Here is a 15,389-nt window from a genome sequence, read left to right as displayed (position 1 = left end):
GACGGGCGGCATGACCAGCCAAACTCTTGCGGGCAAGCGCATTCTGTTGATCGTGGGCGGCGGCATCGCGGCCTATAAGTCGTGCGAGCTGATCCGCCTGATCCGCCGCGCCGGGGGCGATGTGACCTGTGTGCTGACCCGTGGCGGCGCGCAATTCGTGACCGAGATGACGCTGGCGGCCCTGTCCGAAAACCCCGTCCACACCAGCCTGTTCGATCTGAAGAACGAGGTGGAGATGGGGCATATCCAGCTCTCGCGCAGTGCCGATCTGGTGGTGGTGTGCCCCGCCACCGCCGATCTGATGGCCAAGATGGCGGCGGGCATTGCCGATGATCTGGCCACCACTCTGCTGCTGGCCACGGACAAGCCGGTGCTGGCCGTGCCCGCCATGAATGTACGTATGTGGCAACATGGCGCGACCGTGGCCAATGTCGCCACCCTGCGCGCGCGCGGCGTGAGCGTGGTGGAACCTGACGAAGGGCTGATGGCTTGCGGTGAATATGGCCCCGGCCGCCTGCCTGAACCCGACGCGGTGATGGCCCATATCGCCGCCGCCCTGCCCGGCGGCGCTTCGCGCCTGTTGCTGGGCCGCCATGTGGTGATCACCGCCGGCCCCACGCATGAAGCGATCGATCCGGTGCGTTACATCGCCAACCGTTCCAGCGGCAAACAGGGCTTTGCCATTGCCGAGGCGGCGGCGCGGATGGGCGCGCAGGTGACGCTGATCGCCGGGCCGGTGCAATTGCCAACGCCGCCCGGCGTCACCCGCGTCAATGTCGAAAGCGCGCGCCAGATGGCCGATGCGGTGCAATCCGCCCTGCCCGCCGATGTGGCGGTGATGGTGGCCGCCGTGGCCGATTGGCGCGTGGCCGATGCGGCCACGCAAAAGCTGAAAAAAGATGGCACGGGCCAGATCCCCCCGCTGTATCTGGTTGAAAATCCCGATATTCTGGCTGGGCTATGCGCCGATCCGCGCCGCCCGCGTCTGGTCGTGGGCTTTGCGGCCGAGACGCAGGATGTCATCCCCCATGCCCAGTCCAAACTGATCCGCAAGGGCGCCGACTGGATCATCGCCAATGATGTGTCGGGCGCGCCGGGCAACAGCGTGATGGGCGGCGATCGCAATGCCGTGCATATCGTCAGCGCATCTGGCGTCGAAAGCTTGCCCGACGCGCCAAAGCCCGCCATTGCCAGCGCGATTGTCGAAAGGATTGCCCGTGCACTCGTCTGACCCCATCCCCGTCCGCGTCAAGCGCCTGCCCCATGGCGAGGGGTTGCCCCTGCCCGCCTATGCCACCAGCGGGGCGGCGGGCATGGACATTGTCTCGGCCGAGGACGTGGTGATCGCACCGAGCGCGCGTCACGCGGTGGCCACGGGCCTGGCGGTGGCGATCCCGCATGGGTTTGAAATTCAGGTCCGCCCGCGCAGTGGTCTGGCGCTGAAACACGGGATCACCGTGCCCAATACCCCCGGCACCATCGACTCTGACTATCGCGGTGAGTTGAAGGTGATCATGATCAATCTGGGCGATCAGCCCTTTGCCATCGCGCGCGGCGACCGGGTGGCGCAATTGGTGCTGGCGCCGGTGGTGCAGGCCGGCTGGCTGGAAGTCGACGCGCTGGACGAAACCGCACGCGGCGAAGGCGGCTTTGGCAGCACGGGCGGCGTGGTCGCGCTGGGCAACTGATGGTGTTGCGCGCGGACCGGCTGGGCCGTTTTGCCCGCCATATCGTTTTGCCAGAGGTGGGCGGGCCGGGCCAGATGGCGCTGGCGGGCGCGCATGTGGTGCTGATCGGCTGTGGCGGCATCGGCAGCCCGGCGTTGCAATATCTGGCGGCGGCGGGGATCGGTCGGCTGACCCTGATCGACGATGATGTGATCGACGCCAGCAACCTGCAACGCCAGACCATCTTTAGCGAAGGCGACATTGGGACGCGCAAGGCCGATGCCGCCGCCGCATGGGTGGCGCGGTTTGATTCCGAAATTGCCGTCACCGCCCACGCCACGCGGGTGAATGCCGCCAATGTCGCCGGGCTGATCGCCGGGGCCGATGTAGTGCTGGATGGCTGCGACAACTTTGCCACGCGGCTGGTGGTGGCAGACGCCTGTGTGGCGACGCATATCCCCCTGACCAGCGCCGCGGTTGGCCGGTTTCAGGGCCAGGTGGCCAATTTTGCCGGGCATCTGCCGGGGCAGGCCTGTTACCGCTGTTTTGTCGGCGATGCGTTTGACGCCACCGATTGCGACACTTGCGCCGCCGATGGTGTGTTGGGCGCGTTTGTGGGGATGGTCGGCACCTTTGGGGCGATGGCGGCGATCCGGGTGATCCTGTCGGCCAATCCCGCCTGCGCCGCCAGCCCGCTGGCCGATCCGCAATGGGGGCGGCTGCATTTGATTGATGGTCTGGCGCCGGGGATGCGCACGATCACCATCCCCGCCGATCCGGCCTGTCCCACCTGCCGCGCATGAGCGTTTCCGCCCCTGATGCCCGATGGTCACGGCAGGCGATGGCGATTGTCGCGCTGTGCTTTGCGTTGAACATGGCCGATGGGATGGACCTGCTGGTGCTGTCCTTCATCGCGCCCACCTTGCAAACGCAATGGAGCGTCTCGGCCACGCAGATGGCCATGGTGTTCAGCAGCGGTCTGGCGGGCATGGCGGCGGGCGGGCTGGCGCTGGCCCCGCTGGCCGACCGGATCGGACGGCGGCGCATGGTGGCGCTGGCCATGGGGCTGATGGCGGCGGCAATGGCTCTGTCCAGCATGACGCGATCGGTGGGCGAACTGGCGGCGGTGCGGTTTTTCGTCGGCGTGGGGATCGGCACGGTGCTGGCCTGCATCGCCTCGATCGCGGCGCGGGTGGCGCCAATGCGGCACCGCAATTTCGCCGTGGGGGTGTTGCAGGCGGGCTATCCCATTGGCGCGATGCTCACCGGCTTTGCCACGGCATGGGCGTTGCCACTGTTTGGCTGGCAGGCGATCCTGATGGCCACCGCCGGGGTGTCGGGCGCGCTGGTGCTGGCGGTGGTGATGCTGTTGCCCGCCGATCTGGACGCGGACATCCGGGCACATGCCGCCCCTCTGCGCGAGGTGATCGCCGGGCCGCGCCGCGCCAACACCATCCGCCTGTGGGTGGCGGCGATCTGCGGCTTCATGGCGCTGTATTTCATCACCAGTTGGATCACCAAACTGGCGATCGAGGCTGGGTTGCCCCAAACGCAGGCAATCATCGCCAGCGCGATCTACAACTTTGGCGCCTTTGCCGGCACACTGGGGATGAGCATTCTGGGCAACCGCACCGATGTGCGCCGTCTGGCCAGCGTGCTGTTGATCGCCACTTCGGGGGTGTTCCTGTTCTTTGGCGGGGTGGCGATGCCACTGTGGGGCGTGCTCGCCACCGCCTTTGTCATGGGCGTGACGCTACAGGGCGGGTTCAACATGCTCTATCCACTGGCGGCGCAGGTCTATCCCGATGCGGTGCGGGCCACCGGTATTGGCTGGGTATTTGGCATCGGGCGGATCGGCGCGTTTACCGGGCCATTGCTGGGCGGATGGGCGCTGGGGATGCATTGGCCGCTGGTGGCGGTGTTTGGCCTGTTTTGCGCGCCGCTGCTGATCGCGGCCATGGCGGCGGCCTTGGTCCGCCCTCAGGCCTGATCGGCCAGCAAGGCGTCCACCCACACTGGCACCACCTGTGTCGCCGGGCCAAAGCGGCTTTCGTGAAACCATGCCGAGCCTTGGCTGCGCTCCAGGTTGAGTTCCAGCGTTTGCGCGCCCAGATCACGCGCCATCCGCACCAGACCGGCGGCCGGATAGACCGCCCCCGATGTGCCGATCGAAACGAACAGATCAACATCGCGCATGGCCTGGTGGATGTCGTCCATGCGATAGGGCACTTCGCCAAACCACACGATGTCGGGGCGCAAGGCGGGCCGGGCGCAAGTGGGGCAGGCCGGCCCATCGATCAGCGGCGCGGTCCAGCGGTGGCGCGTGTCGCAGGCGGTGCACCAGACCGACAGATGCTCGCCATGCATATGGATCAGGTTGTGTGACCCGGCGCGGTCGTGCAGATCATCAACGTTCTGGGTGATAAGCGTGACAGTCCCGCCGCGCCATTGCGCCTCCAGCCGGGCCAGCGCGTGATGCGCGGCGTTGGGCTGTTTGGTCTGGATCGCGGCGCGGCGCATGTCGTAAAAGCGCTGGACCAGACCGGGGTTGCGCGCGAATGCCTCGGGTGTGGCGACATCTTCCACCCGGTGCTGCTCCCAAAGTCCGCCCCGCCCGTCATTGGCATCCCGGAACGTGTCGATCCCGCTTTCGGCCGAAACCCCCGCTCCGGTCAGAATCACGATATTGCGCAAATGGCTCATGTCGCCCATGAAGCGCGGCAAATGGAGTTTTGGCAATGATCAACATCGGAATCATCGGCAGCGAAGGGCGCATGGGCCGCGCCATTGCAGAGGCGATCAGCGCCGCGGGCCACACCATCGCGGGCGGAATTGACCGCGATGGCGATGCGGGCGCGCTGGCGGCGGCGTCTGACGTGCTGATCGATTTCTCCTCGCCGTCCGCGCTGGAGGCCAATCTGGACGCGGCGATCGCGGCCGGCATCCCCATGCTGATCGGCACCACGGGGCTGGAGGAACGCCACCACTGGCTGATCGACCGCGCCGCCGACCAGATCGCCGTGCTGCAGACCGGCAATACCTCGCTGGGGGTCAACATGCTGGCCTATCTGGTGGAGGAAGCGGCCAGACGGCTGGGTGAGGATTGGGATATCGAGATCGTCGAGACCCACCACCGGATGAAGGTCGATGCGCCGAGCGGCACCGCCCTGTTGCTGGGCGAGGCCGCCGCGCGTGGACGCGAGGTGGCGCTGAACGATGTGGCGGTGCGCGGCCGCGATGGCATCACCGGCGCGCGCGAGGCGGGCACCATCGGCTTTGCCGCGCTGCGCGGGGGCAGCGTGGCGGGCGACCACACGGTGCATTTCCTGGCTGATAACGAACGCCTTTCGTTCAGCCATCTGGCCGAGAACCGGGGCATTTTCGCGCGCGGCGCGGTGCGCGGCGCAAGCTGGCTGGTGGGCCGTCCGGCGCGCCGCTATGCCATGCGCGAAGTGTTGGGCCTGTAAGGCAGGCGGGGGCGGCAGCGGTGAAGCGCGCGGACATCTTTGAATTCTTCCGCCGTCTGGCCGAAGCCAACCCCGATCCCCAGACCGAGCTGGAATTCGGCAATGTCTATCAATTGCTGGTGGCGGTGACGCTGTCGGCGCAGGCGACCGACGTTGGCGTGAACAAGGCGACGCGCGCCCTGTTCGCCACCGTCAAAACGCCGCAGGACATGCTGGATCTGGGCGAGGACGGGCTGAAGGACCACATCAAGACCATTGGCCTGTTCAATTCCAAGGCCAAGAACGTGATCGCCATGGCCGAAATCCTGGTGCGCGAGCATGGCGGCGAAGTCCCCGCCGACCGTGACGCGCTGACCGCCCTGCCCGGTGTCGGACGCAAGACGGCCAATGTCGTGCTCAACTGTGCCTTTGGCGCGGAAACCTTTGCGGTCGACACGCATATCTTTCGCGTGGCCAATCGCACCGGCATGGCCAAGGGCAAAACCCCGCTGGCCGTGGAAAAGGGGCTGGAGAAGAAAGTCCCCCAGCCCTTTCGCGTGGGCTCACACCACTGGATGATCCTGCACGGCCGCTATATCTGCAAGGCGCGGACGCCCGAATGCTGGCGCTGTCCGGTGGTGGACCTGTGCGGGTTCAAGGACAAGGTGACGGCGAAAAAGTAGCCGCCCCTTACGCCTGCTGATCCAGATGCAGCCCGCGCCGCCCATGTTCGGGCGTGTCGTGGGGGGCGTCGGGGTGATCGGCATCGGGGTCCAGCGGAGGCTGCAACATTCCCTCGCTCTTGGTGATAACGGCGGTCGCCACCGCGTTGCCCACGATGTTGGTCGCCGACCGGCCCATGTCCAGAAATGTGTCGATGCCCAGCAGCAGCGCAATGCCCTCTACCGGCAGGCCAAACTGCGTCAGCGTGGCGGCGATCACCACCATGCTGGCGCGCGGCACCGATGCGATGCCCTTGGAACTGACCATCAGCGTCAACAGCATCAGCACCTGCGTCTCAACCGGGACATGGATGCCATAGGCCTGCGCGATGAACAGCGTGGCAAAGCTGACATACATCATCGAGCCATCAAGGTTGAACCCATAGCCCAGCGGCAGGATGAACCCGGCCACGCGCCGCGGCACACCAAAACGGTCCAACTGTTCCAGCAGCTTGGGCAGGCCAGCCTCGGACGAGGCGGTCAGGAAAGTGAGCAGCACCGGTTCGCGGATGTAGCGGATGAGGGTGAAGATGCGCGGCCCCAGATAGGCCCCGCCCGCCCCCAGCAGGATGATCCACAGCAGCAGCAGGCCCGCATAAAACTCGCTGACCAGCACGCCATAGGTGACAATGATGCCCAGCCCCTTTTGCGCGACAACGCCCGCAATCGCGCCAAACACCGCCAGAGGTGCCATCGCCATGACATAGGACGTGATCTGCAGCATCAGCGTCACCAGCGCATCCGACGCCTCGACCAGAATGCGCCCCTTGTCCCCGATGGCCGACAGGCCGATGCCGGTGAACACCGAAAACACCAGAATTTGCAGGACATTGTTGCTGACCATCGGGCCAATGGCGCTGTCAGGAAAGATCTCCAGCACAAAATGGCGGAAGGTCAGCTTGGACGTGGCCAGTTCCCCCACCGGCGAGGCGGCCGTCAGCGCCAGACCATGCCCCGGCTGGAACAGGTTGACCAGCACCATGCCCAGCGTCAGCGAAATCAGACTGGCGCACAGGAACCAGCCCAGCGCCTTGGCCCCGATGCGGCCCAGCGCGGTGGAATCGCCCATCCCCGCAATGCCGGTGACAATCGTGGCGAATACCAGCGGCGCGATGATCATCTTGATCAGCCGCAGGAACACATCGGGCAACAGCTTCAGGTAATCCACCCATTGCACCAACGCCGGATCGCCCGCCGCATAGCTGGCGTGCAAGGCATAGCCCAAGGCAATGCCCAGCCCCATCCCGGCCAGAATGAAATAGGTCAGCCGTTTTTCCATGCGCCCCAATGTCCCGCCAAATCAGGGCGCCTGCGTATCAAGGCAAAGCGTCCCCGGCAATGGGCCGGATCACGCATGCCCCCCGGCCAAATCACCCCGCCAACGCGGCGCGGGTAATCCGGGCATAGATCCGCACCAAAGCCTCCAGATCGGCGATGGCGACCGCCTCGTCCCGCTTGTGCATGGTGGCGTTGCACAGGCCAAACTCGATCACCGGGGCCAGCGCCTTGAGAAAACGGGCGTCCGAGGTGCCGCCGCTGGTGGAAATTTCCGTGTCGATCCCCGTTTCTGCACGGATGGCATCGACCACCATGGCGGAAAAATCGCCCGGCGGGGTCAAGAACGCCTCGCCCGAAATGACCGAGCGCACGCTGGCCCCATGACGGGCGGCGATCCCCGTCACCATCTCGGTCAGGCTGTGGCCGGTGTGCAGATCGTTGAACCGGATCGAGATGCGCGCGGCCGCCTTGGCCGGGATGACATTGGTGGCGGGGTTGCCACAGCTGACATCCGTCACCTCCAGATTGCTGGCCTGGAACCAGTCGGTCCCGGTGTCCAGCACGATGCCCTTCAGCTCGGCCAGACAGGCGACCAGCTTGGTAATGGGGTTATCGGCCAGATGGGGATAGGCGACATGGCCCTGACTGCCCTCCACCTCGATCCACATGTTGACGCTGCCGCGCCGTCCCACCTTGATCATGTCGCCCAGGCGGTGAACGCTGGTCGGCTCCCCCACCAGGATCAGGTCGGGAGCGATACCCTCCACCCGCATGTAGTCGATCAGGGCGACGGTGCCATAGGTGGCGGCGCCCTCCTCGTCCCCGGTGATGATCAGGCTGATCGTGCCCGCCTCTACCGGGATGTCGCGCAGCGCGGCGACCATGGCCGCGATCGAGCCCTTCATGTCCACGGCGCCACGGCCATAGATCAACTCACCCGTCTCGGGCGTGCCACGGCGCTGCGGCGCGAAAGGCCCGCTGGTCCAGCCATCGCCCGGCGGCACCACATCGACATGGCCGGCAAAGGAGAAGTGGCGCGACCCCTCTGGTCCGTGGCGGACGGCCAACAGGTTTTCCACCGGCCCATCGGGCGCGGTGCCGGTGACAAAACGATGCACGGCAAAGCCCAGAGGGCTGAGCATCTCCTCCAGACAGTCAAACACCATGCCGGTGGCAGGGGTGACGCTGGGACAGGCGATCAAGGCTTCGGCCAGATCGGCAACATCGGCGGCGGCGCGGACAAGCTGGGTCATGTCCGCCCCCCTAGCAAACCCCGCCCCCCGCGCCTAGCGCCCCAACGGGCCGCGCGACGCATTTGGCGCCATCGCGGAGGCGATTTTCATCAGCGCGGAGGCGATTTTCATCGGCGCGGAGGCGATTGCCGTCAGCGCCCGCCCCGCCTATGGCCGGCGGGCGATCTGCGAAAGGCGAAACGTGGCGGCAACGCACATTCATTGGGCCCAATTCCTGCTGGCGTTGCTGATCATCGAGCTGACTCCGGGGCCGAACATGGGCTGGCTGGCGGCGCTCGCGCTGGCCGAGGGGCGGCGGGCCGGGCTGTTTGCCTGCACCGGCATAGCCATTGGCCTGATGCTGAACGCGCTGGCGGCGGCGTTCGGGCTGGCCAGCCTGATCAACCTGCACCCGGAATGGCTGCGCGCGCTGCGCTGGGGCGGGGTGGCGATGATGGCGTGGCTGGCGCTGGCCGCATGGCGCGATGCGCGCCTGTCCGATACACAGACGCTGGTCGCACGCACGCCGTGGCGGCATCTGGGCGCGGGGCTGCTGGTCAATCTGTTGAACCCAAAGGCGGCGGTCTTCTTTCTGCTGGTCGTCCCCGAATTTCTGGACGGCCCCCACCCCACCATCACCCAATCGGTGGCGATGGCGATGGCCAGCGTGGGGATCGCCACGCTGGTGCATCTGGGGCTGGTGCTGGGCGCGGGGCGGGCGCATGACTGGCTGACCGATCCACGCCGGATGCGTATGCTGCGCCGGGCAATGGCCGTGATGATCGCCGCCGTTGCCCTGTGGATGCTGGCCGAAGCGCTGCGGGCCTAGGGCATTACGGCAGGCGTTACTGGCCCAGCGCCTCGTCCAGCAGGCGGGCCAGACGCAAGCCAGCGCGGGTCAGGCGGTCACGCGCGATGCGGGCGTTGGCAGCGTTCTGCTCGGCCGTGATGGAGACAGGCGCGCTCAGCTTCTCGCCCTCGGCCGGGGCATGGCCGAACACCTGCGGATAGACCACATCGCGGGCGATGGCCCAGCTTTCCTTGGCCCAATCCTCCACCCCGCCGGTGGCCAGCGCCGCGCGATCATCGGCCGAATAGGCGCGCACCAGCGGCGGCCCCATCAGCGCCAGCGCGCCCTCGGCGGTGTCCTTGTCCCAATACCAGTGCAGCGAATCGATCTTGCCATCGGCGCGCACCACCTTGACCCCGTTGCCGCCCGCGTCATGCGCATGTTCGGCCGCATGCAGCGGCTGATGCAGATCGCCAACGAAATGGGTCAGAAAGGCCAATGCCTCCAGCCGTTGCGGGGCGGGGATGGACTTGTCGGCCAACACGCGGCGGCTACGCTCGATCTGGGCGGTGACGCAGGCGGTTTGCGGGCAGTTCGCCTTGATATCAAAGGCGGGCAGCGTCACCTCGCCGTCCTGATAATGCCACGGGAAGGTATAAGCCCAGCGCCAGCTGTCCGACCGCAGGCAATCGGGCCAATAGCCGGCCTGCGCGATGGTGGTGACGGGGCATTTGGGCGTGCCCAGCCCCTTTTCCGCCTTCAGCAATTCGGCGATCGCGGCGGCCGTCGCGGGCGAGACATTGGCCAGCGCGATATTGGCGACCGTGTGGTGCCCCACCTCACCCCATGCCAGCGCTGGGCTGGGCGCGGCCAACGGCAAGGCGGCGGCCGCCACCAGCGCGGCAATACGGCGGACGGGCGTGGCGATCAGGCGGGAGAACATGCGGGCGCGATCCTTTTGGGCTGACACGAATGTTCGTGTAGCGCCCCCGCATGACAGAGGAAAGATGAACCACGCCCAAATCCGCCACGGCGGCTGGGCGTGGCGCATGGGCGTTACAGCTCGGCGTCGGCCAGAACAGCGGCGCGCAGTTCGGCGATGCCCCAACCCTTTTCGCTGCTGGTAACCAGCACTTCGGGAAAGGCGGCGGGATGCTTGCGCGCCGCGGCGATGGTCGCCTCGTGCACGGCCTGCAACTCGTGGCTTTTCACCTTGTCGCCCTTGGTCAGCACCAGACGATAGCCAACAGCCGAACCGTCCAGCATCTCCATCATCTCGCGGTCGACATCCTTGATGCCGTGGCGCGAATCGATCAGCACCAGACAGCGCTTCAAGACCACCCGCCCGCGCAGGAAGTCGCGCACCAGCCGGCGCCACGTCTCCACCACCTTGGGCGGCGCCTTGGCAAAGCCATAGCCGGGCATGTCGACCAGCCGGAAGTCGGGCAGTTCACCCGTCCGCCCGCCAATGTCGAAAAAGTTCAGCTCCTGCGTGCGCCCCGGCGTGACCGAGGTGCGCGCCAAGCTTTTGCGCCCGGTAATGGCGTTGAGCAGCGAGCTTTTGCCCACGTTCGAGCGCCCCGCCAGCGCGATTTCAGGCACGGCCGGATCGGGCAGGAATTTCAGCGCGGGGGCCGACAGCAGAAAGTCACAGCGGCCCGAGAACTGGCGACGCGCACGCTCGACCAGTTCAGGGTCCACCGCCGGGGCCACGGGGGCCACCGGCGTTTCATCGTCAGGAAGGTTGGGCTCGCTCACTTCGTCCCCTTGCCGGCCTTGGCCACGTCAGAGCGTTCCTTGTCCACCATCGCTTTGAGCGCGGGGTGACGGGCGTACAGATACTTTTGCTGGGCAATGGTCAGCAGGTTGCTGGTGATCCAGTAGATCAGCAGGCCCGAGGCAAAGGGCGCCATGATGAACATCATCATCCACGGCATGATCGCAAACACCTGCTGCTGCGCGGGATCGGGCGCGGCCGGTTGCAGCTTGAACTGCAGCCACATCGTCACACCCAGAATCAGCGCCAGCACGCCGATCGCCAGGAAGCTGGGCGGATCGAACGGCAACAGGCCGAACAGGTTCAGCAAATGCTTGGGATCGGGGGCCGACAGATCGTGGATCCACAGGATGAACGGCTGGTGGCGCATCTCGATCGAGACCATCAGCACCTTGTACAGGGCAAAGAACACCGGGATCTGCAGGAAGATCGGCAAGCAGCCCGCCAGCGGGTTGACGCCCTCTTCCTTGTACAGCTTCATGGTTTCTTCCTGAAGCTTTTGGCGGTCGTCCTTATAGCGCTCCTGCAACGCCTTCAGCTTGGGCTGGATGGCGCGCATGGCGGCCATGCTGGCAAACTGGCGCTGGGCCACAGGGAACATGATGCCGCGCACGATCAGCGTCAGCAGAATGATCGCCACGCCAAAGTTGCCGACCATCTTGAACAGCGAATCGAGCAGCCAGAAGATCGGCTTTTCAAACCAGCGGAACCAGCCCCAGTCGATGGCAAGGCCAAAGTGCGGAATGCCGCTGGCCTCGTACTTGTCCAGCACCAAGCTTTCCTTGGCGCCAGCGAACAGGCGGGTGGTGCGGGCAACCGTCTGACCGGGGGCAATGGCGGCGGGCTGATACAAGGTGTCAGCGCGGAACAGGCCATTGCCCAGACTGCGGAACGTGCTGGTGGCACCAGCCGCGTCAGGCACCATCACGCTCATCCAGTAGATGTCGGTAAAGCCGACCCAGTCGGTCTTGCCAGCGTTGGCGACCTGCCCCTTTTCGACAACATCCTTGTAATTGGGATTGAACGACACCGCGCCATCAAAGGCGCCGAACGGGCCCGAATGGATGTTCCACGAATCGACGCTGGCGGTCTTGTCCGTGCGGGTGATCAGCGCAAAAGGCTGCAACGTGACGGGCGCGGTGCCAGCATTGGTCACGGCCTGCGTGGCGGTGACCATGTAATCGGCGTCGATCTTCAGGCTCAGCGCGAAAGTCTGGCCGGTGGTGTTGACCCAGGTCAGCGTCAGCGGCGAGGTCGGCGTCAGGCGCGCGCCCGCAGGGGCCGTCCACAGCGTGTTGCCATTGGGCGTTTCGATCCCCGGCGCCACGGCCCAGCCCAGCTGCGCGAAATGCGCGGCGGGCGTGCCAGCGGGGCTGAACAGGCGGACCGCGCCGCTGTTCTTCTCGACCGATTCGGTGTGACGCACGACCGACAGATCGTCGATCACCGCGCCCGACAGGTTGATCGAGCCCTTGAGCCCGGGCGCGTCGATGGCGATGCGCGTCCCCGCCTTGAGGTCGGTGGCCAGATCGCGGGCCTCGGCGGCCTTGTCGATGGCGCTGGTCAGGCCGCCCTCACGCGTGGGGCTGGCCGTGGCCGAAGGCGTGGCCGAAGCCGTCACCGCCGGGGGCTGCTTGTTGGCGTTGGGATAGAAGTAGCGCATCGCATACTCCCACCCGAACAGCAGCAGCCCGGTCAGCAGCATTGCCGTGATCATGTTGCGCTGATTACTCACGCCGTCAGTCCCCGATTCTGTCTGTTTTGCCGGGGAACGTGCATCGCCCGCCCGACGTAAATAGTGAAAAGCCCGCCCATGGTTCAGGGCACCGGGTCATACCCGCACCCGCCCCACGGATGGCAGCGCAATAGACGCTTCGCCGCCAGCCATCCACCCTTAATCGCGCCGTGTTTTCGCAACGCCTGAATGGCGTATTCCGAACAGCTGGGGGCAAAACGGCAGGACGGTGGCAGGATGCGCGAAGGCCCCAATTGCCACGCGCGGGCGATCAGGATCAGCAGATATTTCATGCCGAAGGGCCATTGGCGACAGGCGGCTTGGGTGCGCCGCGCGGTGCGCCCTTGGGCGCGCCACGATGATGGGGCGAATCGCCGGGCCGGGCCCTGCGTGGCCCCCGCGGCGGATCGCCCTTGCCCGCCCTTGCCCGTTCCAGAGCGGCCAGCAATTCGGCGCGCATCCGGGCAAAGTCACGCTCCACCCCGCCCTCGCGCCCGATCAGCACATGGTCATGCGCTGGCAGGCCATGTTCGGGCAGGATCTCGCGGATCAGGGCACGCAGGCGGCGCTTCATCCGGTTGCGCACCACGGCATTGCCGATCTTTTTCGTGACGGTCACGCCAAAGCGCAAGCCGCCATCGTCCAGACCATGCGGGCGCGCCAACAGCACGAACCCCGGCCGCGCCACGCGCAAGCCCCGATTCGCCGCCAGAAAATCGGCACGACGAACGAGGACCCGGAGCCTATCCCCGGATCCCCGCTGCGTCATACCGGTATCGGACTGAATCAGGCCGACAGGTTCTTGCGGCCACGCGCACGACGGGCGCGCAGCACCTTGCGGCCGCCGACAGTGGCCGTGCGGGCGCGGAAACCGTGGCGACGGGCGCGGACGAGCCGGCTGGGCTGGAAAGTGCGCTTCATTGTAAAACCCTCAAATCTCTGACAGCGCCCTGCGGCGCGACAAGAGGACCGCCCATGCGGCCCCGATGTGAAGGCGCGCCGATATGGGATGTGTGCCCCCAAGTCAAGGGATTCGGCATCAGCCAAACCGGAACCGACAATTTCCCCGGCCCGCGCGATTACCTCTTCACAGCCCGCCGCGTTGCGATACGCTGTTTCCCATAAGAACCGGGCGCGTGTGGCAGATTTCGGCTGAGAAAGCCAATGGCGTGGAGGGGTTCGAACATGGTGGCTCTGGTGCAGACGGTGGCCTATCTGGGGCTGGAGGCGCGCGGGGTCGAGGTGCAGTGCCAATTGGCCGCCGGCCTGCCCGGCTTTGCCGTTGTCGGCCTGCCGGACAAGGCCGTGAACGAAAGCCGCCAGCGGGTACAGGCCGCACTGTCGGCCATGGGCCTGTCGCTGCCGCCCAAACGCATCACGATCAACCTGTCCCCCGCCGACCTGCCCAAGGAAGGCTCGCATTTCGACCTGCCGATCGCGCTGGCGCTGTTGGCGGCGATGGGGGTGACCGATGCCGAACAATTGCACGAACACATCATCGTGGGCGAACTGGCGCTGGACGGGCGGATTGCGCGCTCGCCGGGGGTGCTGTTGGCAGCGCTGCACGCCAGCGGGCGCGGGCTGGGGCTGATATGCCCTGCCGCACAGGGCTCAGAGGCGCGCTGGGCGGCGGGCGTGCCGATCATCGCGGCGCCCGATCTGGCCGCATTGCTCAGCCATCTAAAGGGCACGCAGGCCCTGCCCTCGCCACCCCCAGGCGAAGCCATCCCCGCCACCCACAGCACTGACCTGCGCCAGGTCAAAGGACAGCATACCGCTCGGCGCGCCTTGGAAATCGCCGCGGCCGGGGGGCACAATCTGTTGCTGGTCGGGCCGCCGGGCGCAGGCAAATCGCTGCTGGCGGGGTGCTTGCCCGGCATCCTGCCCCCGCTGGATGCTGCCGAGGCGCTGGAGGTGTCGATGATCGCCTCGGTCGCGGGGACGCTGGAGGACGGGCGGATCAGCGCCGCCCGCCCGTTCCGCAGCCCACACCACAGCGCCAGCATGGCCGCAATGACCGGCGGAGGCCTGCGCGCCCGCCCCGGAGAGGTCAGTCTGGCGCATCTGGGCGTGCTGTTTCTGGACGAACTGCCCGAATTTCAGCGCAATGTGCTCGATTCGCTGCGCCAACCGCTGGAAAGCGGCGAGATCACCATCGCCCGCGCCAATGCCCATGTCACGTTCCCTGCGCGGGTGCAGTTGATCGCGGCGATGAACCCGTGCCGTTGCGGCTATCTGGGACAACCGGGGATGGATTGTTCGCGCGCGCCGCGCTGTGGGACCGATTATCAGGCGCGTCTGTCGGGGCCGTTGCTGGACCGCATCGACATGCAGGTGGATGTCGCCCCAGTGCCCCCCGCCGATCTGGCCACCCGCCAACCGGGCGAGCCCAGCGCCACCGTTGCCGCCCGCGTGGCCGCCGCCCGCGCCCTGCAACGCGCGCGCATGGCGGGCACACCATGGCGCAACAATGCCGAACTGTCGGGTGACGCGCTGGACGATCTGGCCACCCCCGCACCCGATGCGCAGGAACTGTTGCTGCGCGCGGCAGGGACGCTGGGCCTGTCGGCGCGCGGCTTTACCCGCGTGCGGCGGGTGGCGCGCACCATCGCCGATCTGGCGGGGGCCGACACCATCACCCGCGCCCATATTGCCGAAGCCCTGTCCTATCGCCGTCCCGCCCGTCAGCCCGCCACCGCCTGACCGCCGATGCAAAACGGCAACACCTATGTCATTTTAATA

17 protein-coding genes are annotated in these 15,389 nt (G+C 66.5%); 8 read left to right on the top strand and 9 right to left on the bottom strand.

Annotated elements, in window-relative coordinates; translation table 11 throughout:
• The first annotated feature begins 10 nt into the window (after positions 1–10).
• The 4 genes from coaBC to GTZ99_RS08250 are packed head-to-tail and all read left to right on the top strand — an operon-like array spanning position 11 to position 3,657.
• Positions 11–1,231, top strand: a complete 1,221-nt coding sequence (gene coaBC, locus GTZ99_RS08265; protein WP_161717834.1) for a bifunctional phosphopantothenoylcysteine decarboxylase/phosphopantothenate--cysteine ligase CoaBC — start codon at positions 11–13, stop codon at positions 1,229–1,231.
• Positions 1,218–1,688: a dUTP diphosphatase gene (dut, locus tag GTZ99_RS08260; RefSeq protein WP_320076658.1), complete on the top strand. Its 471-nt coding sequence runs from the start codon at positions 1,218–1,220 to the stop codon at positions 1,686–1,688. The genes coaBC and dut overlap by 14 nt, the downstream gene beginning before the upstream one ends.
• Positions 1,688–2,470: a HesA/MoeB/ThiF family protein gene (locus tag GTZ99_RS08255; RefSeq protein WP_201742439.1), complete on the top strand. Its 783-nt coding sequence runs from the start codon at positions 1,688–1,690 to the stop codon at positions 2,468–2,470. The genes dut and GTZ99_RS08255 overlap by 1 nt, the downstream gene beginning before the upstream one ends.
• Positions 2,467–3,657, top strand: a complete 1,191-nt coding sequence (locus GTZ99_RS08250; protein WP_161717832.1) for an MFS transporter — start codon at positions 2,467–2,469, stop codon at positions 3,655–3,657. Before GTZ99_RS08255 ends, GTZ99_RS08250 begins: the two co-directional genes overlap by 4 nt.
• On the opposite strand, the gene GTZ99_RS08245 is transcribed toward GTZ99_RS08250, so the two are convergent.
• On the bottom strand, positions 3,648–4,370 hold the full coding sequence (locus GTZ99_RS08245; protein WP_161717831.1) for an NAD-dependent deacylase: 723 nt from the start codon (positions 4,368–4,370) through the stop codon (positions 3,648–3,650). The genes GTZ99_RS08250 and GTZ99_RS08245 overlap by 10 nt on opposite strands.
• 35 nt (positions 4,371–4,405) lie before the next feature.
• On the opposite strand from GTZ99_RS08245, the gene dapB reads away from it, so the two are divergent.
• Positions 4,406–5,134, top strand: a complete 729-nt coding sequence (dapB, locus tag GTZ99_RS08240; protein ID WP_161717830.1) for a 4-hydroxy-tetrahydrodipicolinate reductase — start codon at positions 4,406–4,408, stop codon at positions 5,132–5,134.
• 20 nt (positions 5,135–5,154) lie between these two features.
• Positions 5,155–5,796, top strand: a complete 642-nt coding sequence (gene nth, locus GTZ99_RS08235) for an endonuclease III (RefSeq protein WP_161717829.1) — start codon at positions 5,155–5,157, stop codon at positions 5,794–5,796.
• Positions 5,797–5,803: 7 nt separating this feature from the next.
• On the opposite strand, the gene GTZ99_RS08230 is transcribed toward nth, so the two are convergent.
• Positions 5,804–7,114 (bottom strand): dicarboxylate/amino acid:cation symporter, encoded by a 1,311-nt coding sequence (locus GTZ99_RS08230; RefSeq protein WP_161717828.1) that lies wholly within the window; start codon positions 7,112–7,114, stop codon positions 5,804–5,806.
• Positions 7,115–7,205: 91 nt separating this feature from the next.
• Positions 7,206–8,366 (bottom strand): succinyl-diaminopimelate desuccinylase, encoded by a 1,161-nt coding sequence (dapE, locus tag GTZ99_RS08225; RefSeq protein WP_161717827.1) that lies wholly within the window; start codon positions 8,364–8,366, stop codon positions 7,206–7,208.
• A gap of 181 nt (positions 8,367–8,547) precedes the next feature.
• Here dapE and GTZ99_RS08220 point away from each other — a divergent pair, with 181 nt between their 5' ends.
• Positions 8,548–9,174 (top strand): LysE family translocator, encoded by a 627-nt coding sequence (locus tag GTZ99_RS08220; RefSeq protein ID WP_320076657.1) that lies wholly within the window; start codon positions 8,548–8,550, stop codon positions 9,172–9,174.
• Between the two features lie 16 nt (positions 9,175–9,190).
• Here GTZ99_RS08220 and GTZ99_RS08215 read toward each other — a convergent pair whose 3' ends face one another.
• The 6 genes from GTZ99_RS08215 to rpmH form a co-directional block, all read right to left on the bottom strand.
• On the bottom strand, positions 9,191–10,078 hold the full coding sequence (locus GTZ99_RS08215) for a S1/P1 nuclease (RefSeq protein WP_161717826.1): 888 nt from the start codon (positions 10,076–10,078) through the stop codon (positions 9,191–9,193).
• 113 nt (positions 10,079–10,191) lie between these two features.
• Positions 10,192–10,848 carry a ribosome biogenesis GTP-binding protein YihA/YsxC gene (gene yihA / locus GTZ99_RS08210; protein WP_320076667.1) on the bottom strand — a complete coding sequence of 219 codons (657 nt, stop codon included), beginning with the start codon at positions 10,846–10,848 and terminating at the stop codon, positions 10,192–10,194.
• A gap of 41 nt (positions 10,849–10,889) precedes the next feature.
• The gene (gene yidC / locus GTZ99_RS08205) at positions 10,890–12,647 is read right to left on the bottom strand and encodes a membrane protein insertase YidC (RefSeq protein WP_161717825.1); all 1,758 of its coding nucleotides are present in this window, start codon (positions 12,645–12,647) and stop codon (positions 10,890–10,892) included.
• 83 nt (positions 12,648–12,730) lie between these two features.
• The gene (gene yidD, locus GTZ99_RS08200; protein ID WP_161717824.1) at positions 12,731–12,940 is read right to left on the bottom strand and encodes a membrane protein insertion efficiency factor YidD; all 210 of its coding nucleotides are present in this window, start codon (positions 12,938–12,940) and stop codon (positions 12,731–12,733) included.
• Positions 12,937–13,335, bottom strand: a complete 399-nt coding sequence (gene rnpA / locus GTZ99_RS08195) for a ribonuclease P protein component (protein ID WP_406818585.1) — start codon at positions 13,333–13,335, stop codon at positions 12,937–12,939. Before rnpA ends, yidD begins: the two co-directional genes overlap by 4 nt.
• 98 nt (positions 13,336–13,433) lie before the next feature.
• The gene (gene rpmH, locus GTZ99_RS08190; protein ID WP_018075531.1) at positions 13,434–13,568 is read right to left on the bottom strand and encodes a 50S ribosomal protein L34; all 135 of its coding nucleotides are present in this window, start codon (positions 13,566–13,568) and stop codon (positions 13,434–13,436) included.
• Positions 13,569–13,832: 264 nt separating this feature from the next.
• On the opposite strand from rpmH, the gene GTZ99_RS08185 reads away from it, so the two are divergent.
• Entirely contained in the window at positions 13,833–15,350 is a 1,518-nt protein-coding gene (locus GTZ99_RS08185) for a YifB family Mg chelatase-like AAA ATPase (protein ID WP_161718440.1), read from the top strand.
• Positions 15,351–15,389 lie beyond the last annotated feature (39 nt).

Origin of the sequence: Novosphingobium ovatum, assembly GCF_009909235.1 — a bacterium.
In the GTDB taxonomy this organism is placed as follows: Bacteria; Pseudomonadota; Alphaproteobacteria; order Sphingomonadales; family Sphingomonadaceae; genus Novosphingobium; species Novosphingobium ovatum.
Note: the sequence above shows the minus strand (reverse complement) of the source record. Positions and strands in the feature narration are given on the sequence as shown.

Coding starts and splice junctions, on each gene's coding strand:
- coaBC (WP_161717834.1), top strand. CDS start 11: ATGACCAGCCAAACTCTTGCGGGCAAGCGCATTCTGTTGATCGTGGGC.
- GTZ99_RS08255 (WP_201742439.1), top strand. CDS start 1,688: ATGGTGTTGCGCGCGGACCGGCTGGGCCGTTTTGCCCGCCATATCGTT.
- GTZ99_RS08250 (WP_161717832.1), top strand. CDS start 2,467: ATGAGCGTTTCCGCCCCTGATGCCCGATGGTCACGGCAGGCGATGGCG.
- GTZ99_RS08245 (WP_161717831.1), bottom strand. CDS start 4,370: ATGAGCCATTTGCGCAATATCGTGATTCTGACCGGAGCGGGGGTTTCG.
- dapB (WP_161717830.1), top strand. CDS start 4,406: ATGATCAACATCGGAATCATCGGCAGCGAAGGGCGCATGGGCCGCGCC.
- GTZ99_RS08230 (WP_161717828.1), bottom strand. CDS start 7,114: ATGGAAAAACGGCTGACCTATTTCATTCTGGCCGGGATGGGGCTGGGC.
- dapE (WP_161717827.1), bottom strand. CDS start 8,366: ATGACCCAGCTTGTCCGCGCCGCCGCCGATGTTGCCGATCTGGCCGAA.
- GTZ99_RS08215 (WP_161717826.1), bottom strand. CDS start 10,078: ATGTTCTCCCGCCTGATCGCCACGCCCGTCCGCCGTATTGCCGCGCTG.
- yidD (WP_161717824.1), bottom strand. CDS start 12,940: ATGAAATATCTGCTGATCCTGATCGCCCGCGCGTGGCAATTGGGGCCT.
- rpmH (WP_018075531.1), bottom strand. CDS start 13,568: ATGAAGCGCACTTTCCAGCCCAGCCGGCTCGTCCGCGCCCGTCGCCAC.
- GTZ99_RS08185 (WP_161718440.1), top strand. CDS start 13,833: ATGGTGGCTCTGGTGCAGACGGTGGCCTATCTGGGGCTGGAGGCGCGC.